At 73.5% G+C, this 19,626-nt stretch carries 22 protein-coding genes; 11 read left to right on the plus strand and 11 right to left on the minus strand.

The window, feature by feature from the left end; all coding sequences use genetic code 11:
- Positions 1-42 precede the first annotated feature (42 nt).
- Together ACH5HR_RS11445 and secA are read left to right on the plus strand one after the other, a co-directional pair.
- A complete protein-coding gene (locus ACH5HR_RS11445; protein ID WP_416477945.1) occupies positions 43-1,326 on the plus strand; it encodes a winged helix-turn-helix domain-containing protein in 1,284 nt (427 codons plus the stop codon).
- A 155-nt stretch (positions 1,327-1,481) separates the two neighbouring features.
- Entirely contained in the window at positions 1,482-4,424 is a 2,943-nt protein-coding gene (gene secA / locus ACH5HR_RS11450; protein WP_416477947.1) for a preprotein translocase subunit SecA, read from the plus strand.
- Positions 4,425-4,459: 35 nt separating this feature from the next.
- Here the strand turns inward: secA and ACH5HR_RS11455 are convergent, their stop codons facing one another.
- Positions 4,460-5,002 (minus strand): Rv3235 family protein, encoded by a 543-nt coding sequence (locus ACH5HR_RS11455; protein ID WP_402375814.1) that lies wholly within the window; start codon positions 5,000-5,002, stop codon positions 4,460-4,462.
- Positions 5,003-5,055: 53 nt separating this feature from the next.
- The gene (locus ACH5HR_RS11460; protein WP_416477949.1) at positions 5,056-5,928 is read right to left on the minus strand and encodes a LysM peptidoglycan-binding domain-containing protein; all 873 of its coding nucleotides are present in this window, start codon (positions 5,926-5,928) and stop codon (positions 5,056-5,058) included.
- Between the two features lie 151 nt (positions 5,929-6,079).
- On the opposite strand from ACH5HR_RS11460, the gene ACH5HR_RS11465 reads away from it, so the two are divergent.
- Positions 6,080-6,631 (plus strand): hypothetical protein, encoded by a 552-nt coding sequence (locus tag ACH5HR_RS11465; protein ID WP_416477950.1) that lies wholly within the window; start codon positions 6,080-6,082, stop codon positions 6,629-6,631.
- 18 nt (positions 6,632-6,649) lie between these two features.
- Here ACH5HR_RS11465 and ACH5HR_RS11470 read toward each other — a convergent pair whose 3' ends face one another.
- A complete protein-coding gene (locus tag ACH5HR_RS11470; RefSeq protein ID WP_402375808.1) occupies positions 6,650-6,859 on the minus strand; it encodes a helix-turn-helix domain-containing protein in 210 nt (69 codons plus the stop codon).
- A 199-nt stretch (positions 6,860-7,058) separates the two neighbouring features.
- On the opposite strand from ACH5HR_RS11470, the gene ACH5HR_RS11475 reads away from it, so the two are divergent.
- The 3 genes from ACH5HR_RS11475 to ACH5HR_RS11485 are packed head-to-tail and all read left to right on the plus strand — an operon-like array spanning position 7,059 to position 9,531.
- Positions 7,059-7,709 (plus strand): SAF domain-containing protein, encoded by a 651-nt coding sequence (locus ACH5HR_RS11475; protein WP_416477952.1) that lies wholly within the window; start codon positions 7,059-7,061, stop codon positions 7,707-7,709.
- Positions 7,709-9,007 carry a CpaE/TadZ family protein gene (locus ACH5HR_RS11480; RefSeq protein ID WP_402375915.1) on the plus strand — a complete coding sequence of 433 codons (1,299 nt, stop codon included), beginning with the start codon at positions 7,709-7,711 and terminating at the stop codon, positions 9,005-9,007. The genes ACH5HR_RS11475 and ACH5HR_RS11480 overlap by 1 nt, the downstream gene beginning before the upstream one ends.
- Before the next feature lie 26 nt (positions 9,008-9,033).
- Positions 9,034-9,531 carry a DUF6912 family protein gene (locus ACH5HR_RS11485; protein WP_416477953.1) on the plus strand — a complete coding sequence of 166 codons (498 nt, stop codon included), beginning with the start codon at positions 9,034-9,036 and terminating at the stop codon, positions 9,529-9,531.
- A gap of 54 nt (positions 9,532-9,585) precedes the next feature.
- On the opposite strand, the gene hisN is transcribed toward ACH5HR_RS11485, so the two are convergent.
- The 5 genes from hisN to ACH5HR_RS11510 all read right to left on the minus strand — a co-directional run bounded on the left by hisN (position 9,586) and on the right by ACH5HR_RS11510 (position 13,591).
- Positions 9,586-10,305 carry a histidinol-phosphatase gene (gene hisN / locus ACH5HR_RS11490; RefSeq protein WP_402375913.1) on the minus strand — a complete coding sequence of 240 codons (720 nt, stop codon included), beginning with the start codon at positions 10,303-10,305 and terminating at the stop codon, positions 9,586-9,588.
- Between the two features lie 102 nt (positions 10,306-10,407).
- On the minus strand, positions 10,408-11,457 hold the full coding sequence (rsgA, locus tag ACH5HR_RS11495; RefSeq protein ID WP_416477955.1) for a ribosome small subunit-dependent GTPase A: 1,050 nt from the start codon (positions 11,455-11,457) through the stop codon (positions 10,408-10,410).
- A complete protein-coding gene (gene aroA / locus ACH5HR_RS11500; protein WP_416477956.1) occupies positions 11,457-12,779 on the minus strand; it encodes a 3-phosphoshikimate 1-carboxyvinyltransferase in 1,323 nt (440 codons plus the stop codon). Before aroA ends, rsgA begins: the two co-directional genes overlap by 1 nt.
- 50 nt (positions 12,780-12,829) lie before the next feature.
- Positions 12,830-13,375 (minus strand): DoxX family protein, encoded by a 546-nt coding sequence (locus tag ACH5HR_RS11505; protein ID WP_416477957.1) that lies wholly within the window; start codon positions 13,373-13,375, stop codon positions 12,830-12,832.
- A 69-nt stretch (positions 13,376-13,444) separates the two neighbouring features.
- Entirely contained in the window at positions 13,445-13,591 is a 147-nt protein-coding gene (locus ACH5HR_RS11510; RefSeq protein ID WP_416477959.1) for a hypothetical protein, read from the minus strand.
- 94 nt (positions 13,592-13,685) lie between these two features.
- Between ACH5HR_RS11510 and ACH5HR_RS11515 the strand changes: the two genes are divergently transcribed.
- From ACH5HR_RS11515 to rsrA, 3 genes are read left to right on the plus strand one after another with little or no spacing between them, the layout of a single operon-like run.
- Positions 13,686-14,651, plus strand: coding sequence for a helix-turn-helix domain-containing protein (locus ACH5HR_RS11515; protein ID WP_416477960.1), 966 nt, complete (start codon positions 13,686-13,688; stop codon positions 14,649-14,651).
- Between the two features lie 49 nt (positions 14,652-14,700).
- Positions 14,701-15,426: a sigma-70 family RNA polymerase sigma factor gene (locus ACH5HR_RS11520; protein WP_416477961.1), complete on the plus strand. Its 726-nt coding sequence runs from the start codon at positions 14,701-14,703 to the stop codon at positions 15,424-15,426.
- Positions 15,423-15,704 carry a mycothiol system anti-sigma-R factor gene (gene rsrA / locus ACH5HR_RS11525; RefSeq protein ID WP_416477963.1) on the plus strand — a complete coding sequence of 94 codons (282 nt, stop codon included), beginning with the start codon at positions 15,423-15,425 and terminating at the stop codon, positions 15,702-15,704. The genes ACH5HR_RS11520 and rsrA overlap by 4 nt, the downstream gene beginning before the upstream one ends.
- 152 nt (positions 15,705-15,856) lie before the next feature.
- Here rsrA and ACH5HR_RS11530 read toward each other — a convergent pair whose 3' ends face one another.
- Positions 15,857-15,931: a 50S ribosomal protein bL37 gene (locus ACH5HR_RS11530; protein ID WP_402375911.1), complete on the minus strand. Its 75-nt coding sequence runs from the start codon at positions 15,929-15,931 to the stop codon at positions 15,857-15,859.
- 100 nt (positions 15,932-16,031) lie between these two features.
- Here ACH5HR_RS11530 and ACH5HR_RS11535 point away from each other — a divergent pair, with 100 nt between their 5' ends.
- Positions 16,032-16,826: a DUF4097 family beta strand repeat-containing protein gene (locus ACH5HR_RS11535; protein ID WP_416477964.1), complete on the plus strand. Its 795-nt coding sequence runs from the start codon at positions 16,032-16,034 to the stop codon at positions 16,824-16,826.
- A 3-nt stretch (positions 16,827-16,829) separates the two neighbouring features.
- Here the strand turns inward: ACH5HR_RS11535 and ACH5HR_RS11540 are convergent, their stop codons facing one another.
- Positions 16,830-17,441, minus strand: a complete 612-nt coding sequence (locus ACH5HR_RS11540) for a GDSL-type esterase/lipase family protein (RefSeq protein WP_402375787.1) — start codon at positions 17,439-17,441, stop codon at positions 16,830-16,832.
- 177 nt (positions 17,442-17,618) lie between these two features.
- Positions 17,619-18,551, minus strand: a complete 933-nt coding sequence (locus ACH5HR_RS11545; RefSeq protein ID WP_416477966.1) for an aldose 1-epimerase family protein — start codon at positions 18,549-18,551, stop codon at positions 17,619-17,621.
- 75 nt (positions 18,552-18,626) lie between these two features.
- Between ACH5HR_RS11545 and ACH5HR_RS11550 the strand changes: the two genes are divergently transcribed.
- Positions 18,627-19,622 carry an aldo/keto reductase gene (locus tag ACH5HR_RS11550; RefSeq protein WP_402375783.1) on the plus strand — a complete coding sequence of 332 codons (996 nt, stop codon included), beginning with the start codon at positions 18,627-18,629 and terminating at the stop codon, positions 19,620-19,622.
- The last annotated feature ends 4 nt before the right edge of the window (positions 19,623-19,626 follow it).

Genomic DNA, 19,626 nt, shown 5'->3' on the forward strand with positions numbered 1-19,626 from the left:
TGAACCCGGCTCCGTGTCGGTGTCGGGTTGCAGGATGCCGGCATGGAGTCGATGTCGATCACCGAGGCCCGTCGGGTCGCGCTGCGGGCGCAAGGTCTGGACCGCGGACGACCCGACGGGCCGGTCACGATGCGGCGTCTCACCGGCGTCGTGGACCGGCTGAACCTGCTGCAGATCGACTCGGTCAACGTGCTGGCGCGCGCCCACCTGGTCCCGGTGTTCTCCCGGCTGGGTCCGTACGACACGGGGCTGCTGGAGCGGGCCGCCGGGCGAGCGCCGCGCCGCCTGGTCGAGACGTGGGCGCACGTCGCCTCCTACGTCCCCACCTCGACGTACCCGTTGCTCGAGTGGCGTCGGCGGGCGTACGAGCGGGAGGCGTGGGGGGCCATCTCCGCCGTGCCGCAGGCCCACGCGCACGAGCTCGACCTGGTGCGTTCGCTCGTCAGCGAGCTCGGCCGCGTCACCGCGAGCCGGATCCACGACGAGCTCGAGAAGGCCGGCCGGACGGCCCCGCGCTCCCGGCTCGAGTGGGGTTGGAACTGGACGACGGCGAAGCGCTGTCTCGAGTACCTGTTCTTCACCGGCGAGGTCATGTCGGCCCGGCGCAACGGTGCGTTCGAGCGCTGCTACGACCTGTCCGAGCGGGTGCTGCCCCCGGCCCTGCGTCACGCACCTGAGGTCTCCGACGACGACGCGGTGCGTCGGTTGCTCGAGCTGGGCGCCCGTGCGCACGGCGTCGGCACCGCCCGGTGCTTCCGTGACTACTTCAGGCTGCGTGGCCCCCGCGCGCAGCGAGCGCTCGAGGACCTGGTCGACGCCGGTGTCCTCGTCCCCGTGACCGTCGACGGCTGGGCGGAAACCACCTACCGGCACCGGGACGCCGTGGTGCCACGACGTGCCGCGGGGGCTGCGCTGCTCAGCCCGTTCGACCCGCTCGTGTGGGAGCGCCGTCGGCTCGAGGCGCTCTTCGACGTGTTCTACCGCATCGAGATCTACGTCCCCGCGCCGCAGCGCAGGCTCGGCTATTACGTCCTGCCGTTCCTCCAGGGCGAGCAGATCACCGCGATGGTCGACCTCAAGGCCGATCGGTCCGCCGGCGTCCTGCGGGTGGTCGCCGCGCACAGGACGCCGCACGGCGACGGCTCGACGCCGGCCGCGCTGGCGGCCGAGCTCAGGCTCCTGGCCACCTGGCTCGGACTGCCCGAGGTGGCCGTGGCACCCGCCGGCGACCTCGCCGCCGGGCTCACCGCGGAGCTGAGCGACGTCCGCGCGTCGTCGGCGTCGTCGCCGCCCGCGGCGCACGGGCAACCGGCGGCCGAGGCCTAGATTTTCGTCGGCCGCGAACCTGGCCCCACGCCTCGGCCCGGGGGAATAGGATGGCATGCGGTGCGACCGGGACGACGGCGCCGTCGTCCGGCCCGGTTGCCGCCACCGAACGGGCTCGGGAGGCTTCCCGGGCACCACCGACACGGGAGAACTGCGTGCCTGCGATCCTCGAGAAGATCCTCCGCCTGGGCGAGGGCCGGATCCTCAAGAAGCTGACCGGACTCGCCGAGCAGGTGAACCGGCTCGAGCCGAGCTTCACCGAGCTCAGCGACACCGAGCTGCAGGAGGAGACGGCGCGGTTCAAGGAACGGCTCGAGCACGGCACGACGCTCGACGACCTGCTTCCCGAGGCGTTCGCCACGGTCCGCGAGGCGTCCCGGCGGACGCTCGGCCAGCGACACTTCGACGTGCAGCTCATGGGCGGCGCCGCCCTGCACCTCGGCAACATCGCCGAGATGAAGACCGGTGAGGGCAAGACGCTGGTCGCCACGACGGCGGCCTACCTCAACGCGCTGACCGGCAAGGGCGTGCACGTCGTCACGACGAACGACTTCCTCGCGCGGTACCAGGGCGAGCTGATGGGCCGCGTCTTCCGGTTCCTCGGGATGACGACGGGCGTGATCGTCTCGGGTCAGAACCCGACCGAGCGCCGCGAGCAGTACGCGGCGGACATCACCTACGGCACGAACAACGAGTTCGGCTTCGACTACCTGCGCGACAACATGGCCTGGTCGCCGGACGACCTGGTCCAGCGCGGTCACCATTTCGCGATCGTCGACGAGGTCGACTCGATCCTCATCGACGAGGCGCGGACGCCGCTCATCATCTCGGGGCCGTCCGCCGGCGACGCCAACCGCTGGTACGTCGAGTTCGCCAAGGTCGTCAAGCGGTTGCAGGTCGAGAAGGACTACGAGGTCGACGAGAAGAAGCGCACCGTCGGGGTCCTCGAGCCGGGCATCGAGAAGATCGAGGACTACCTCGGCATCGACAACCTCTACGAGTCGCTCAACACCCCGCTCATCGGGTTCCTGAACAACGCCATCAAGGCCAAGGAGCTGTTCAAGCGGGACAAGGACTACGTCGTGCTGAACGGCGAGGTCATGATCGTCGACGAGCACACCGGCCGCATCCTTGCGGGGCGTCGCTACAACGAGGGCATGCACCAGGCCATCGAGGCCAAGGAGGGCGTGCAGATCAAGGCGGAGAACCAGACTCTCGCCACGATCACCCTGCAGAACTACTTCCGCCGGTACGACAAGATCGCCGGCATGACCGGTACGGCCGAGACCGAGGCTGCCGAGTTCCAGGGCACCTACGAGCTCGGCGTCGTCCCGATCCCGACGAACAAGCCGATGATCCGCATGGACCAGCCCGACCTCGTGTACAAGAACGAGGAGGGCAAGTTCAACGCGGTGGTGGCCGACATCGTCGAGCGGCACGCCAAGGGCCAGCCGGTCCTCGTGGGCACCACCAGCGTCGAGAAGTCCGAGCTGCTGTCGAAGCTCCTGAAGAAGGCCGGCGTCCCGCACGACGTCCTCAACGCCAAGGAGCACGAGCGCGAGGCCTCGATCGTCGCGCAGGCGGGCCGCAAGGGCGCCGTCACGGTCGCGACCAACATGGCCGGCCGTGGCACCGACATCATGCTCGGCGGCAACGCCGAGTTCACCGCGGTCGCCGAGATGGCGGCGCGCGGCTTCGACTCCACCGAGGACCCGGAGGCGTACGAGGCGGCCTGGCCCGAGGTCCTGGCCAAGGCGACCGAGTCGGTCGCGACCGAGCACGAGGAGGTCGTCGAGCTCGGCGGGCTCTACGTGCTGGGCACCGAGCGGCACGAGTCGCGGCGCATCGACAACCAGCTGCGTGGTCGTTCCGGCCGTCAGGGAGACCCGGGGGAGTCGCGCTTCTACCTGTCGATGCAGGACGACCTGATGCGCCTGTTCAACTCCGGGCTCGCGGAGTCGATGATGGGCCGGGCCGGCTTCCCGGACGACATGCCGCTCGAGTCGAAGATGGTCACCCGCGGCATCCAGAGCGCGCAGTCGCAGGTCGAGTCACGCAACTTCGAGATCCGCAAGAACGTCCTGAAGTACGACGACGTGCTGTCTCGCCAGCGCACCGTCATCTACGACGAGCGCCACCGGGTCCTCGAGGGCGAGGACCTGCACGAGCAGGTGCAGCACTTCGTCTCGGACGTCGTCACGGCGTACGTGGACGGCGCCGCCGACGACGGCAACGCCGAGGGCTGGGACCTCGACGGTCTCTGGACCGCTCTGCGCTCCGTCTTCCCGGTCTCGATCACGGTGGACGACGTCGTGGCCGAGGCAGGGGGCCGCGACCGCCTGACGCGGGAGATGCTTCTCGAGGAGCTGCTCTCCGACGCGCGGGTGGCCTACGCGGCCCGCGAGGAGTCGCTGGGTTCCCCGGCCATGCGGCAGCTCGAGCGTCGCGTCGTGCTGTCGGTCCTCGACCGCAAGTGGCGTGAGCACCTCTACGAGATGGACTACCTCAAGGAGGGCATCGGTCTGCGCGCCATGGCCCAGCGCGATCCTCTCATCGAGTACCAGCGTGAGGGCTACCAGCTGTTCCAGGCCATGACCGAGGCGATCAAGGAGGAGTCGGTCGGCTACCTCTTCAACCTCGACGTCGAGGTGAAGCAGGCCGGTGACGAGTCGGCGGACTCGGGCGACGAGCCGACGATCTCCGTCAGCGCCGCCGCGGCGACGGCGGGCACGCCCGCCGCGCAGGCGATCGGTGCCGGCGGAGCGACCGTCGTCGGGGCCGACGCCGCCGAGGAGTCCTCGGACGACGAGCCCGAGTCGGCGGGACTTCCCGCGGCGTTCGGCGGCGCGGAGGAGCCGGTCCTGGTCGCGAAGGGTCTGGACGCCCCGAAGCCGCCGCAGAACCTGCAGTACTCCGCTCCGGGCGAGGACGGGTCGGCCACCACCGGCGGGGACTCGCGCGCGGCGCGGCGTGCTCTGCACGGCGAGGCGTCGTCCGCCAGCGCCGACGGTCGGACGTTCCCCGGCACCCCGCGCAACGCGCAGTGCCCCTGCGGGTCGGGCAAGAAGTACAAGATGTGCCACGGCGTCAACGAGTGACCCGCCCGGTGGCGTAGCGGTCTCGGGCGAGCTTCTCAGCCGAGCTCGAGGACCGCGACGCGCCACACGCCGCGCCGTGCCTCGAGCCGGACGGCGGCCGCCCGGACGCGACCGTCGTCCTCCAGGACGACGGTCGCCTCGGCGGTGCTGTCGCCGAGGCGGACCGTGCGGATCCGTCGGACCGACACGGGGACCGCCGTGTGCGGCCCGCGGCGCCGTGCCTGGACGAGCCGTGCACGGTGGACCAGCTGGTCCAGCACCTGCGGGGTCACCCAGCGCGCGATGTGGGCCGCGGGACGCTCGCCCCGCAGGACCTCGACCGCGGCGCGCACGACCGACCCGCACATCGCCGTCGGGTCCGGCAGCCGCGACGGCGCGGCCGGTGCGGAGGGCAGGGGACGACCGGGCACCGGCACGGGATCGGACGGGACGGCGCCGACACGCAGGCGCCGCGGGGACTCCGGGCGGCGGGACGCGCTCGGGGGAGCCGCCGGACGACGACCCCGTGGCGGGCTCGCGACGCGCAGCCGGCGGGAGGCGGCCGTCGGGTCGGGGTTCTCTGAGGTGGTCGTGGTCATGGGGCACTCCGTGTCGGGTAGGGCCGGGCAGGTCGACGTCGGTGGGCGGTCCGTCAGGGCGCGCGGAGCACCTGACCAGGGAGGATGACGTCGGGGTCGTCCCCGATCACGTCGCGGTTGGTCTGGTGCCACGAGGTGACGGCTCGCAGGACGTCGCCGGGGGAGGCGTCGTCCGGGAGCTCGCGGCCGGCGATGTCCCACAGCGTGTCGCCGCGCTTCACGACCACCTCGTGCGCGCCGTCGTCCTGGTGCGACGTCCGCTGGGCGCTGGTGACGGTGGGCGACACGTCATCGGTGGTCTGGGCCGGCTCAGCGGGCTGCGCCGGTTGGTCCGGCTGTACCGGTTGGTCCGGCTGCGAGGGCTCCGCCGACTCCGCAGGTCCAGCAGGCTCGGCGGGTTCGGCGTCGGGTTCGGGATCGGCGGTCCGGGGAGGTGCGGGCAGCGTCTCGTCGGCCGCTCCGGTCGTGTTCCCGGTCGTCTCCCAGCCGAGCTGCAGCACGACGGCCGGCGTGGTCTCGGGCACGGGCGGCTCGTCGGCGAGCGCGGCGCTGGGCGCGAGCGCGAGACCCGCACCCACCCCTGCCCCGACGGCTCCCCGGGCGAGGCGGCGGACGATCGCCGGCGCCCACCGGCCCACGATCGTCTCGGCGGTGCGGTCGGAGCGACCCCGCCGGACGGCGGCGACCCCCGCGAGCGCGGCGAGGACGCTCAGGAGCATCCATGCGGCGCCGGCGGTCCCGCCGGTCAGGACCAGCAGCTCGACCCACGTCTCGACGCGCGCGGAGCGCACGGCGTCGGCGTCGGTCGGCACGACTGCGCGGAGCCGCAGGGCCAGCAGGAGCAGGGCACCCACGGACGCGACGAGCACGGCGAGGAGCCCCGCCATGCTGCGTGCCGGTCGTGGCGTCGTCGTCGCACGTCCCATCTGCGACCTCCATCGGGTCTTCGTTGATGCGTGTTGGTATCAGTTGATGATGTCTGATGGTGGATATTGAAGCGTAGTGTGGCTCTCCTGTCCAGGGCACGGCATCCTGGGCCGCGGCCCGACCCGGGCCGGGAACCGGAAGGAGACGCGGGTGACGCCGTCGGACACCTCGCGCTGGACACTGCTCTTCGCAGACCTGGAGGCGCAGCTCGCGGCCGAGGAGGCCGCCGAGCGAGAGGGAGCCGTCGCCGAGCTGACGCGCGCGGAGCAGGCGTCCGTGCCGCTCGTCGACCGGCTGCGCGCGGCCCGGGGCAGGCCGCTGCGCCTCGACCTGCGCGACGGCGAGTCGCTCGAGGGGCGGCTCGAGCGGGTCGCGGAAGAGTGGGTCCAGGTCGACGCGCGGTCCCCGCGCGGCGGTCGGTGGCAGCACGTCGTGCCGTTGTCCGCGGTCGTGGGCATCGCGGGCCTGGGGCGTCACGCGGCGCCGTCGGCCGCTCGCACGGACCGGCTGGGCCTGGGCACGGCGCTGCGCGGGCTGCAACGAGACCGTGCGCGCGTGCAGGTCCGCACGACGGCGCACGTCGTGCTCGGCAGGATCGCGCGCGTGGGCGCCGATCACCTCGACGTCGAGGAGCTCGACTCGGCGCGTCCCGCCGTGCGCGTCGTGCCGTTCGCCGCGCTGGTCCGGGTCAGCGAGACCTGAACGGTCCCGGGCGACCGGTCAGAGGTCGCCCGCGTCGATGCGCTGTCGGGTGCGGTCGTACTGCTGCGCGATGTACTCCTCGAGCTTCGCGGTCTCGACCCGCCAGACCTTCTTGGGGCCCACCTGGATGGCGGGCAGCTCGCCGCTGCGGACGAGCGAGTAAGCCTGGGCGGCGGAGATGCTGAGCGTCTCCTGCACCTCGGCGAGGGAGAGGAAGCGGCTGGCCATGGCTCGATCCTCCCACAGGGGTCGTTGTTCGTGCCGGTTGTCCACAGGTGATGCGAGATGCTGTCGCGACGGCGTCTCGTCCCGGATGATGGATCGCGCCACCGGCACCCGTCGGGGATCGCTAGCGTGCGAACCGCCCGACGGACAGACCGCCCGTACCGGACGCAGAGGCGCTTCCGGCCGACTCCGAAGGACCACCGTGAGCAACGAAGCAAACCCCGCCCCGGCCGCACCACGCCTGCGCCGGCCGACGTGGCGGGACCCCCGGCTCGTGATCGGGGTCGTCCTGGTGGCGGTCGCGGTCGCGCTGGGTTCGTGGGTCGTCTCGAACGCCGACCGCACCGCACCGGTCTACGCCGCCGCCGGCACGTTGACGCCCGGTGAGCCCGTCGACGAGTCGCAGCTGCGCGTGGTCGACGTCAACCTCGGGGCCGAGGCGGACCGGTACATGCGAGCCGACGCCGCCGTCCCGGAGGGCCAGGTGGCCCTGCGCGTCGTCTCCGAGGGCGAGCTGGTCGCCGCCACCGCCGTGGGTGACGCCGCCACCGTCACCGTGCGATCCGTCGCGGTGCCGGTCGGTGCCGGGCTCTCCGAGCGCATCCACGAGGGCGCCGTCGTCGACCTCTGGTTCGTCCCGGCGGCACAGCAGGGCGCCGACGGCGACGCGGGGGAGCCGGAGCCGATCGTGACCGGCGTCGTCGTCGAGCAGGTCGACGCCTCCGAGGGTGGGCTGGTCGTGAGCGACCACGGCACGCTGCACGTCCTGGTGGGCGCCGACGACCTTCCCGCGGTGCTGTCGGCGCTCAGCGCCGAGGGATCGGTGACCGTCGTGCCGGTGGCGGGCGCGTGATGCCCGCCGAGGTCATGGTCCTGTGCGCGGTGAGCGGGCCGTACGAGACCGACGTGGTGCTCGCGCTCGGTGCCCCCGGCGCGGGGACGAGCGTCACGCGGCGCTGCGGGGACCTCGCCGAGCTGCTCGCGGCGGCCGCCGCCGGCGCCGGGACGGTGGCCGTCGTCTCGGCCGACCTCCCGGGCCTCGACCGCGAGGCCGTCGGCCGGCTGCACGGCACGGGGACCCGCGTCGTCGCGATCGCCGACGACGGACCGGCGGAACGCCTCCAGGCGCTCGGGTTCGAAGCGGTGCTCGATGGTGCCGCCGACCCGCGGCTCCTCGACGCGGTCCGTGACACCGCCCGGGTCGACGACCCCCTGGCCACCCACGAGATGGACCTCTCGGCGCTGTCCGGACGCACGCCGGGCGCGCCGGAGCGCCCTGGGGCCGTCGTCGCCGTCTGGGGACCCGTGGGAGCGCCGGGGCGCACGACGACGGCGGTCGAGCTCGCCGCCGAGCTGGCCGGTCTCGGTGGGCACCGCGCCGGGCGTCGCCGACGGCGTCAGGAAGCAGCGCGCCCGCCCGAGGAGTCTGCGCTCCTCGTCGATGCGGACACCTACGGTTCGTGCATCGCCTCCCGGCTCGGTCTGCTCGACGACGCTCCAGGGCTCGCGGCGGTCGCTCGGGCGGCGGGTCACGGCACCCTCGACGTCCCCACGCTGGCACGCCACGCGCCGGTCGTGGAGGGCCGGCTCCGCGTGCTGACCGGCATCACCCGCGCGGCCCGGTGGCCCGAGCTGCCCGCCAGCGCGCTCGAGGTGGTGCTCGAGCGCGCACGGTCGCTGGCTGACTGGACGGTGGTGGACTGCGGACCGCTGGTCGAGGCCGACGAGCTGCTCATGTACGACACGCACGCCCCGCAGCGCAACGGTGCGACGCTCGCCGCGCTCCAGGCCGCAGACGTCGTGGTGGCGGTCGGGGCGGCGGACCCGGTGGGGATCCAGCGCCTGGTGCGAGGGCTCGAGGAGCTCGCCGAGGCCCCCGTGCCGGTCTCCGCCACGCGCGTCGTGGTGGCGAACCGTCTGCGGTCCTCCGCCGTCGGGCCGGACCCGGAGCGAGCGGTCGGCGACGCGCTCGTGCGGTACGCCGGGGTCGCCGAGGCGCACCTGGTGCCGGACGACGGCGCCGCTCTCGACGCGGCGCTGCTCGCTGGGCGGACGCTCGCCGAGCATGCTCCGTCGTCGTCCGCCCGGCAGGCCTTCGCCGGGCTCGCGGCGCTGGTGCGCGAGCGGGTCGGCGCGCCCGCCGCGGCCTGACGCCGGGCTCCGGGCACACTGGGGGCATGCGCCTCTACGTGCCCGCGACCCTCGCCGATCTCGACGCCGTCACGGTGACGACGCGCGTCGGGTGGTGGGACGTGCCGCCCCGGGGCGCGCACGCCGTCACCGCCGCCCTGGTGTCCGCGCTGCCCGACGAGGACGACGAGGCCCGGGAGTACGCCGCGTTCCTCGCGGCGGCGGACGCCTCGCTCATGCTCGTCGCCGGGAGCGCCGACGCCGTGCCGCTGCGCGTGGTCGTCACCGTGGAGGTCCCGGAGCACGCGGTCTCCGACTCGGCGGGCGACGTGCCGCCATCCGGTGTCGACGTGGGAGAGGTGCCCGGCACGAAGGTCGAGGCGATCCACGTCGACGAACCGGAGGCCGCTGCCGACGTGCGAGCGGTGCTGGCCGCGGTCGACGCGGACGACGACGCGGCGCTGGAGTCGGCGACCGAGCGCGTCGACCAGCGGGACCTGCTCTGGTACCACCCGACCGAGGCGCACCAGGTGCCGCGTCCGTAGGCCCGCCCCTCTCACCCGCCTCGGTCCGGGGTTGTGGGCGTCGGGGGTCTCGCGTCAGCCGAGGTAGACGAGGGCCTTGTCGTGCAGGTGGCCGTTGGTCGCCAGCGCGTTGCCGCCCCAGGGGCCGTCGGTGCCGTCCAGAGAGGTGAACCGCCCGCCGGCCTCGGTGACGATCGGCACCAGCGCGGCCATGTCGTACAGCTCGAGCTCGGGCTCGGCCGCGACGTCGGCGGCGCCCTCGGCCACCAGCATGTACGACCAGAAGTCGCCGAAGCCCCGCGTCCGCCAGCACTCGCGGGTCAGGTCGAGGAACCCGTTGAGCTTGTCCCGCTCCTCCCAGCCTGCCAGCGAGGAGTACGCGAAGGAGGCGTCGGACAACGACTGCACGCCGGACACGTGCATACGGCTCGCGGCCGCGATGGACTTGCCGGTCCAGGCGCCCGAACCCTTGGCCGCCCACCAGCGCCGGCCCAGCGCCGGGGCCGAGACGAGCCCCATGACGACCTCGTCGCCGTCGGCCAGCGCGATGAGCGTGGCCCACACGGGCACGCCGCGCACGAAGTTCTTGGTCCCGTCGATCGGGTCGATGATCCAGCGCCGCGCCCCGCTGCCCGCCTCGCCGAACTCCTCGCCCACGATCGCGTCCCGCGTGCGGGCCCGCGCGAGCTGGGCGCGGATGAACTCCTCGGCGCCCCGGTCGGCGTCCGAGACGGGGGAGTCGTCCGGCTTGGTCTCCACGTGCAGGTCCACCGCCTTGAACCGCGACATCGTCATCGAGTCGACCTGGTCGGCGATCACGTGGGCCAGGCGCAGGTCGTCCTCGTACGTGCGTCCGTGCCCGTGCTGGCTGGAGGTCTGCTGGAAGGTGGCCACGAGTCACACGGTAGCGGTCCGCGAGGCCAGGAGGCGCCGGAACGACGTCAGGCGTGCCGTGCGTGTCGCGCGGGTCGCCTCGTCCGGGGCGTCGGCGGCCCACTCGTCGAGCGCGCAGTCGGGAGCGTCCGCCAGGTGGGTGCAGCCTCGGGGGCACCGGGCCGCGACCTCGTCGAGGTCCTCGAAGGCGGCGAGCAGGTGCCCCGCCTCGACGTGGGCGAGGCCGAAGGAGCGCACGCCCGGGGTGTCGATGACCCAGCCGTCGTGGACGCGCCCGGTGGTCCCGTCGGCCACGGGCAGCCGGAGCGCGACGGCGGAGGTGGAGGTGTGGCGCCCGCGCCCGGTCACGTCGTTGACCACGCCGGTCGCCCGGTGGGCGTCCGGGACCAGGGCGTTGATGAGGGTCGACTTCCCGACGCCGGAGTGCCCGACCAGCACGGACGTGCGGCCGAGCAGGCGCTCGCGGACGGACTCGACCGCGTCGGGCGCGTCACGCCGGGTCACGACCACCTCGACGCCCAGCGGGGTGTAGAGGTCGCGCAGCTCGTCGGGGGAGGCGAGGTCCGCCTTCGTCAGGCACAGCAGGACGTCCATGCCGGCGTCGTACGCCGCGACGACGCAGCGGTCGATCATGCCGGTGCGCGGCTCGGGCTGGGCGAGCGCGGTGACGACGACGAGCTGGTCGGCGTTGGCGACCACGATCCGCTCGTAGGGGTCGGTGTCGTCCGCGGTCCGGCGCAGCACCGAGGTGCGCTCGGTGATGCGGACGATCCGGGCGAGGGTCCCCTCGTCCCCGGAGGTGTCGCCGACGACGTCCACCCGGTCGCCGACGACGGCGCGGGTACGGCTGAGCTCGCGCGCCTTCATGGCGAGGATCTCGCGCTCGTCGGGTCCGCCGTCGTCGAGCACGAGGGTGTAGCGACCTCGGTCGACGCCGACGACCAGGCCGGTCACGGCGTCGGCGTGCTCGGGTCGCTGCTTGGTGCGTGGCCGAGAACCGTGCTTGGAGGGGCGCGCGTACCGCGCGTGCTCGTCGCGGACCCGGCGGGCCATCAGCCCTGGTCCTCCGCCGGGCGGCCGAGCATGCGCAGCCACATCGCGTCGAAGCCGGGCAGCGTCTTGGCGGTGGTGGCGACGTCCTGGACCTGCAGCCCTGGCACGCGCAGGCCGAGCAGCGCGGCCGACGTCGCCATGCGGTGGTCGGCGTAGGTGCGGAACACGTCGCCGTGCAGGGGGCGCGGGGTGATGACGAGCCCGTCGCGGGTCTCCTCGCAGCGACCGCCGACGCGCGTGATCTCGGTGGCGAGCGCGGCCAGGCGGTCCGTCTCGTGCCCGCGCAGGTGCGCGATGCCGCGCAGCCGGCTGGGGGAGTCGGCGAGGGCGGCCAGGACGGCGAAGGTCGGGGCGAGCTCGCCACCCGCGTGCAGGTCGACGTCGACGCCGTGGATCTCCCCGGTGCCGGTGATCGTCAGGACGTCGCCGTCCACGGTGGCGGTGCCACCCATCTGCTCCAGCAGGCCGGGGACCATCGCGCCGGGCTGGGTGGTCTGCTCCGGCCATCCCGGCACGCGCACGGTGCCGCCCGCGACGAGGGCGGCGGCGAGGAAGGGGGCGGCGTTGGACAGGTCGGGCTCGACGCGGACGTCGCGCGCGGCGATCGGCCCGGGGGTCACCTGCCAGATGCCGTCGCGGGAGTCGTCCACCTCCACGCCCACGTCGCGCAGGGTCGCGACCGTCATGGCGATGTGCGGCAGGCTCGGCAGGGTGGCGCCGATGTGGCGCAGCACCAGGGGCCGCTCGAACCGCGGCGCGGCGAGCAGCAGCGCGGAGACGAACTGCGAGGAGCCGGAGGCGTCGACGTCGACGGCCCCGCCGGCGACCCGGCCCCGCCCGCGCACGGTGAACGGCAGGTGCGTGGGGAAGTCCGGCCCGGCGCCGGTCACCTGGACGCCGAGGCTGCGCAGCCCCGCGAGCACCGGCAGCATGGGGCGCACCCGCGCCTCGGGGTCGCCGTCGAACCGGACGTCGCCGTCGGCCAGCGCGGCCACGGGCGGCAGGAACCGCATGACGGTCCCGGCGAGGCCGCAGTCGACGTCGGCGTCGCCGGTCAGGGCGCCGGGCGCGACGTGCAGCGTGCTGGCGTGGTCGCCCTCGGTGATGGTGGCGCCCAGGGACCGCAGGGCCTCGATCATCAGGTCGGCGTCGCGCGAACGCAGGGCGCCGCGCAGCGTTCCCTCGCCGTCGGCCAGGGCCGCGAGGACGAGCAGGCGGTTCGTGAGCGACTTGCTGCCCGGCACCTCGACCGTCGCGTCCAGGGGGGCGTCCGCCACCGGGGCGTCCCAGAGCGATGTGGTCCTGTCGGGCGCTGTCGTCATGGGTTCGAGCCTAGTTGACCCGGCCCGACGCAGGACGCCGCGTCCGGACGTCAGGACACCTTGGCCCGGGCCTTCGCCACGGACGCCTTGGCGTGCTGGGCGGCGGCCTTGGCGTCCTTGGTCGCGGACTCCACGGTGTGCTTCGCCGACCGGGAGGCCGTGGCGCGCGTCTGCCCGATCCGGTAGCCGACGCCCGGGCGGCCCTCGAGGTCGATCCCGGCGATGACGGCGGCACCGACGGCGCCGAGGTTCCGCACGAACTTCGCCGTCTTCTCCTTGCGCAGCTCACCCTTGGACGTGAAGGGCTCGTTGACGACGGCCAGGGGGGCGCTGAGCGCCGCCAGCGTGAGGGCGGCGGTCCGTGGCGCGCGGCCGACGGCGAGCAGCAGCCCGGCGGCCACGGTGACGGCCCCGTGGGCGCGCACCAGCAGCGACACCTGGGTGTCGTCGAGCCGGTCGACCCCGAGGCTCTGGGTCACGCGGTCGGCGCCCTCGCGCGCGGCCGGCGTGTGCTCGGCGGGGTGCAGCGCGGCAGAGAGCCCGTCGTACACGAACGGGGCGGCCAGCAGGGGGCGGGCGAGTCGTCGCAGCAGCATGGGTTCACTCTGGCAGAGGCCGCGGATGCATGCGCGCCGACGGCGGTGGCGTGTCGGGACCGCCGCCGTTCAGCCCGACGAGGGCTCGTCCCACCAGGCGGGGTGGGAGCACGGGGGCTGTCGGGTCCCGAGGCCGTCGCGCCGGACGGTGCGGCCGAGCGTGACGACCCAGGCGGCGAGGAGGAGGGCGGCGAGGAGCAGCAGCAGGATATCCATGGCAGTAAGTCTTCGCCCGTGTACTTCCAGCCACCAGTGGCAGGTATGTCAATGAGCGTCGACTTTCAGCCAGCCTCGTGGCAGCATGGCAGGCATGATCCACAAGGTCGCCGCCGTCGTGGTCCCCGGGGTCGCCCCGTTCGAGCTCGGCATCGCCTACGAGGTCTTCGGGATCGACCGCCGCTCCACGGGCGGGCCGACGTTCGACTTCACGCTCTGCACCCCGGAGCCCGGGATGATCCCGACCAAGGGCGGCTTCCCCGTCGGCGTCGAGGCCGGGCTGGACGCCACCGCCGACGCCGACGTCGTCGTCGTGGTCGCCTACGACGTCATCTCCGACGACGGCCGGATCGAGGTCCCACCCGCCTACCTCGAGGCCGTCCGCGACGCCCACGCCCGCGGCGCCTGGATCCTCTCGCTGTGCTCCGGCGCGTTCGTGCTCGCCGCGGCGGGGCTCCTCGACGGCCGCCGCTGCACCACCCACTGGATGTTCTCGGACCGGCTCGCCGCGGCCGCACCCCGGGCCGAGGTCGACCCGGACGTGCTCTACGTCGACGACGGCCGCGTCATCACCAGCGCCGGGACCGCCGCCGGCATCGACGCCGCGCTGCACCTCGTGCGCACCGAGCTGGGCGGGGAGGCGGCGCGGTCCGTCGCCCGCAGGATGGTCGTCCCGCCCCAGCGCGACGGCGGTCAGGCGCAGTACGTCATCGACCCGCTGCCCTGCGAGGCCGACTCCCTCTCCGACCTGCTCGCCTGGATGCGCGAGAACCTGGCCGAGCCGCACACCGTCGCCGCCCTGGCGCGCCGTGCCGTGCTCTCCGAGCGCACGTTCGCGCGGCGGTTCCGCGACGAGACCGGCACCACGCCCGGCGCCTGGCTCACGCGCCAGCGCGTCGCCCGCGCGCAAGAGCTCCTCGAGTCCACCGAGGCGTCGGTGGACGAGGTCGCCCGCCTCGTGGGATTCGGCAGCGCCCCCGTCATGCGGCACCACTTCGCCCGTCGGTTGGGCACCAGCCCCGTCGCCTACCGGCGGCGCTTCGCGGCGGTCGCATCATGACGCCCGCGGCGCAGGGAATGGGACCGGACCTCGTGTCGTTGCACCGACCGTGGCCACGCTTGCACCAGAACGACCGGCCGCCGTCGCGCTGGCTGAACTAGGCTCGACGGTGATGACCGACGAGACCGAGCGCACAACAGGTGCGCACCCGACCGCGGACGAGATCGGCGAGGACACCGAACGCGCTCCGGAGGAGACGACGGCGGACCGCGCCGCGCGCTTCGAGCGTGACGCGTTGCAGTACCTCGACCAGCTCTACTCGGCCGCCCTGCGCATGACGCGCAACCCTGCCGATGCCGAGGACCTCGTGCAGGAGACGTTCGCGAAGGCCTTCGCGGCGTTCCACCAGTACAAGCCCGGGACGAACCTCAAGGCCTGGCTGTACCGCATCCTCACGAACACCTTCATCAACAACTACCGCAAGAAGCAACGACAGCCCCAGCAGTCGCAGACGGAGGACATCGAGGACTGGCAGATCGCGCGAGCCGCGACGCACACCTCGCAGGGGCTGCGCTCGGCAGAGGTGGAGGCGCTCGACCGTCTTCCCGACTCCGACGTGAAGCGGGCGCTCGCCGAGCTGCCCGAGGACCGTCGCATGGTCGTCTACTACGCCGACGTCGAGGGCTTCCCGTACAAGGAGATCGCGGAGATCATGGGAACACCGATCGGGACGGTGATGTCCCGGCTGCACCGTGGACGACGCCAGCTGCGCGAGCTGCTCGCCGACTACGCCGCGGACCGGGGCCTGGCAGCAGCACGCGGAGGGAAGTCATGAACGCCGACATCACGCCGGTTCCGCACGAGGCCGCGGAGGGCGAGAGCGACTGTCAGCACATCCTCACGCACCTGTACGAGTACCTCGACTCCGAGATGACGCCGGACGACGAGCACCGCATGCGCGCCCACGTGGCGCACTGCTCGCCGTGCCTGGCCGAGCTCAGCCTCGAGGAGCTCGTCAAGAAGCTGGTCAAGCGGTCGTGCGCCGAGCGGGCCCCCGCGGAGCTGCGCGTGCGCATCCATGAGCAGATCACGGTCATGGCAGTGGCTGACTGACCCTGCCGCGGGCGGGGGGCCCCCGCTCGCCCGGCGGGGGGGCGCATGGGCCGGCCCCCCCGGGGGGGGCGGACCGCCGGACGCGGCAGGGGACGACGAAGGGCCGGACCCCCGTGGGGTCCGGCCCTTCCGTTCGGCTCAGGCCCGGCGGCTCAGGCGTTGGGGCGCTTGCCGTGGTTGGCGGCCTTGCTCTTGCGGCCGCGCCGCTTGCTTCCGCGCTTGCTCATGGCTGTCTCCTCGGGAGAAGGTTGACGGGGGGTCGCTCCATGATCCCACACGGGCGGTCGCCATCGCGGCGCCCTGGCGGTCCGGCACCACGGAGGCACCATGAGCAACGAGTCCTGGGCGGTCGCCGCCCCGCAGACCCTCGACGTGGGCAGGGTCGCCGCGGCGTCCCTGCGGATGCAGGGTGGCCGGGTCGACGTCGTCGTGGACCCCGCCGCCGGACGGACCGTCCTGGAGATCGTCGAGGTCGGCAAGAAGCCCTTGCAGGTGGTGCGCGAGGGCGACCGGCTCCGGGTGGCCTACGAACGGTCGCGGGTCGAGGCGTTCGTCGCGCGGGTCAAGTCCCTGGGAGACTCCGAGCGCGCCGTCGTGCGGCTCGTCGTGCCGCCGGGCGTCAGCGTCGACGTCGGCACCGCGGAGGCCGACGTCGACGTCCGCGGCACCACCGGGACCGTCGTCAAGTCCGTCACGGGCGCGATCCGGACCAGCGACACGAGCGGCTCGCTCTACCTCAGGTCCGTCTCCGGCGACGTCGCGGCATCGGCCCACGCCGGCGACGTCTCGGCGCAGGTCGTCTCCGGGGCGCTCGCGGTCGACGGCGCCCTGGGCCGGGTCTCGGCCAGCACCGTCTCCGGGGCGGTGGCGGTCACCGCGACCGGGACCGCGCCGATGGTGACGGCCAAGACCGTCTCGGGCGACGTAGCGCTGCGGCTCGACCCGGACGTCGAGGTCAGCCTCAAGGTACGTGGCGCGGCCGGGCAGGTGGTGCTCGACGGCGAGGTGCAGCCCTCGACGGCGCGGACCCTCGCCGTCGACCGCTCCGCGACGGGCGAGGGGAACGTCGCCTACCTGACGGCGAACGTCACCTCCGCGCGCGTCATCGTCTCGCGCGGCTGACGGTCACGAGCCGTCGGCGTCGTTCGGCAGTCCCAGCCAGGCGTGCCACCCCGTGTGCAGCACGAGCCACGCCATGAGCCCGTAGCCGGCCTGGCCGGGATAGGTCGCCCCCGTCGTCGCGAGATCGGCCAGCCACTGCTCGTGCTGGGCGAGCGGTGTGTACGTGTCCACGTAGGGCACGCGGCGCCGGTTCGCGACGTCCGCGAACGCCGCCGAGAGCTCGGCGATGCGGTCGCCGTCCTCGGGACGTCCGGGCGGGGGCCCGACGACGAACGTCGCCAGCCGGCGGTTGTCGGCCACGTCGAGGATGTTCGCCAGGTTCAGCCGCGACCGCGCCACGGAGAGGTCGGCGTCCAGGTCGTGCCGGCCCAGCGCGACCACGAGGCGGTTGTCGTGGGTCGACTCGGGGCCGAAGCGGGACTCCGTCTCGGACTCCCAGCGCGCGCCGAGGGCCGACGTCGTCTCCCCGGGCACGGCGAGGACGAACGACATCGCCGGCCGGTCGAACCTGGTCCGCGCGAGCACCCGGCCCGTCCAGCCCAGGGCACGGGCGTCCCCGACGCCCACGCCGAGCTCGTCGCCCACCACACAGATGCGCACCTCGCGCTCCGTCACGAACCTTCACCACCCTGCTGTTCCCGTTGGCGCCGCCATTGTTCCGTGCTCGGACGCGGCACCGCATGATCCCACGCCGTCCGGTAGCGCGTCCTGGCGGCCCGCTCGACCACCCGGGTCGCGCCCGCCAGGACGAGGGAGAGCCCTGCGTCCACGCTGATACCCCCCGGGCACCGCTCAGCGCAGCGTCGCACCCCAGCGCACGGTGTGCGAATCGCCGGGGGACAGGCGCACCAGCCGGTCACCGGTGTTGAAGGCGTCGGCGTAGCAGCTCATCGGCTCGGCGGCGAGGCCCAGCCGGCGGTGCCCGGCGATGTGGTCCGCGGAGCACACCTGCCAGCAGTCCATCGAGTCGTCCATCCAGACCGCGGGGGTCCGGCCGTCGGGGCAGCCGAGGAGGCACCACGAGAGGCCGTCGGCGTCGCGCGTCGCGCCGACCCAGGCGTCGTCGAGGTCCAGGCCCGCGAGGGAACGGGTCTCGCGCAGGTCGTGGTCCCCGGTGACGGGCTCGACGCCGGTGGGCAGCAGGCGCTCGTCGACCCGCACGTGCTCGGTGGCATCCAACCGGACGGTGCACATGTCGAGGTCGGCGCCGCCGGGGGACAGCCACGGGTGGAAGCCCACGCCGTAGGGCGCGGTGCCGCTGCCGACGTTGCGGGTCGTCACGCGCACCTCCAGGCCGTGCTCGGCGTCGAGGGAGTACCGGACCTGGCTCGTGAGCTGGAACGGCCAGCCCTTCTGGGCCGGCAGGGCGAGCTCGAGCGTCACCGAGTCCTCGGACACCTCGACGGGGGTCCAGCGGTACCAGCAGCCGAGCCCGTGCAGAGCCGTGCCACGGTCCGGCTCGCTCACCGCGAGCTGGTGGGTCGCGCCGTCGGCCTGGTAGCGGCCGTCCCGGAGGCGGTTGGGCCAGGGCAGCAGCACGGCGGCGTTGAAGACGGGCGCCGGTTCCGCCTCGTCGAACGGGACGAAGACGTCGCGCCCGCCCACCGTGTACTCCCGGACCATGGCGCCGACCTCGGTGATCGTGGCGGCGTGCGTCCCGGCGGTGAGGCGGTACTGGGTGCCCGACGGCGCCTCGGGCGCAGCGGGGTTCGAGGTCGTGTTCACGGTCACACCGTAGTCGCCGCGCCGATGGGCCCACGTCCGCGTACCGTGTGGTGGTCACTTCAGAGGGGAATTCACATGGATCAGCGGGTACTCGGCCGGACCGGACGGATGGTGTCGGTGGTCGGCCTGGGAACCTGGCAGCTCGGCGCGGACTGGGGCGAGGTCGGCGACGACGAGTCGCGGGCCGTGCTCGAGGCGTCGCTGGAGGCCGGGGTCAGCTTCTACGACACCGCCGACGTGTACGGCGACGGCCGGAGCGAACAGGCGCTGGGGCGGTTCCTCGCGGACCATCCTGGCGAGGGCATCACCGTGGCGACCAAGATGGGCCGTCGAGCGGACCAGGTGCCGGAGAACTACGTGCTGCCGAACTTTCGCGAGTGGACCGACCGGTCGCGGCGGAACCTGGGTGTCGACCGGCTGGACCTGGTGCAGCTGCACTGCCCGCCGACGGCCGTCTACTCCGACGACGAGGTGTACGACGCGCTCGACACCCTGGTCGAGGAGCAGGCGATCGCGGCCTACGGCGTCTCCGTGGAGACGGTCGACGAGGCGCTGACCGCCATCGCCCGTCCCGGCGTCGCGACCGTGCAGATCATCCTCAACGCGTTCCGGCACAAGCCGCTCGAGGACGTCCTGCCGGCGGCCTCCGAGGCGGGCGTCGGGATCATCGCCCGGGTGCCGCTCGCCTCCGGACTGCTCTCCGGGCGCTACACGAAGGACACGACGTTCGCGGAGAACGACCACCGCACGTTCAACCGGTCCGGCGAGGCCTTCGACGTCGGTGAGACGTTCTCCGGCGTGCCGTTCGAGGCGGGCGTCGAGGCGGCGCAGCGGTTCTCGGCCCTGGTCGCGTCGGCCCTGCAGCAGGACCTGACGCCCGCCCAGGCCGCGCTCGCGTGGGTGTGGCAGCGTGCGGGCGTCTCGACCGTGATCCCCGGGGCGCGCAACCCGGAGCAGGCACGCCTCAACGCGGCCGCGGGCGACGCCGACGTGCTGGGACCGCTCTTCGTCTCCGGCGTGCGGGAGCTCTACGACGAGCTGATCAGCGAGCACGTCCACGACCGGTGGTAGACCA

The organism is Isoptericola maris (assembly GCF_048065335.1).
Lineage (GTDB): Bacteria > Actinomycetota > Actinomycetes > Actinomycetales > Cellulomonadaceae > Isoptericola > Isoptericola rhizosphaerae.

Bases quoted from the DNA above. Each gene is read 5' to 3' on its own strand.
- aroA (WP_416477956.1), bottom strand. From the start codon at position 12,779: ATGACGACAGCGCCCGACAGGACCACATCGCTCTGGGACGCCCCGGTG.
- rsrA (WP_416477963.1), top strand. From the start codon at position 15,423: ATGAACGCCGACATCACGCCGGTTCCGCACGAGGCCGCGGAGGGCGAG.
- ACH5HR_RS11550 (WP_402375783.1), top strand. From the start codon at position 18,627: ATGGATCAGCGGGTACTCGGCCGGACCGGACGGATGGTGTCGGTGGTC.
- ACH5HR_RS11505 (WP_416477957.1), bottom strand. From the start codon at position 13,375: ATGCTGCTGCGACGACTCGCCCGCCCCCTGCTGGCCGCCCCGTTCGTG.
- ACH5HR_RS11515 (WP_416477960.1), top strand. From the start codon at position 13,686: ATGATCCACAAGGTCGCCGCCGTCGTGGTCCCCGGGGTCGCCCCGTTC.
- ACH5HR_RS11470 (WP_402375808.1), bottom strand. From the start codon at position 6,859: ATGGCCAGCCGCTTCCTCTCCCTCGCCGAGGTGCAGGAGACGCTCAGC.
- ACH5HR_RS11510 (WP_416477959.1), bottom strand. From the start codon at position 13,591: ATGGATATCCTGCTGCTGCTCCTCGCCGCCCTCCTCCTCGCCGCCTGG.
- rsgA (WP_416477955.1), bottom strand. From the start codon at position 11,457: ATGGCCCGCCGGGTCCGCGACGAGCACGCGCGGTACGCGCGCCCCTCC.
- ACH5HR_RS11460 (WP_416477949.1), bottom strand. From the start codon at position 5,928: ATGGGACGTGCGACGACGACGCCACGACCGGCACGCAGCATGGCGGGG.
- ACH5HR_RS11455 (WP_402375814.1), bottom strand. From the start codon at position 5,002: ATGACCACGACCACCTCAGAGAACCCCGACCCGACGGCCGCCTCCCGC.
- ACH5HR_RS11445 (WP_416477945.1), top strand. From the start codon at position 43: ATGGAGTCGATGTCGATCACCGAGGCCCGTCGGGTCGCGCTGCGGGCG.
- ACH5HR_RS11535 (WP_416477964.1), top strand. From the start codon at position 16,032: ATGAGCAACGAGTCCTGGGCGGTCGCCGCCCCGCAGACCCTCGACGTG.
- ACH5HR_RS11480 (WP_402375915.1), top strand. From the start codon at position 7,709: ATGCCCGCCGAGGTCATGGTCCTGTGCGCGGTGAGCGGGCCGTACGAG.
- hisN (WP_402375913.1), bottom strand. From the start codon at position 10,305: ATGACGATGTCGCGGTTCAAGGCGGTGGACCTGCACGTGGAGACCAAG.
- ACH5HR_RS11485 (WP_416477953.1), top strand. From the start codon at position 9,034: ATGCGCCTCTACGTGCCCGCGACCCTCGCCGATCTCGACGCCGTCACG.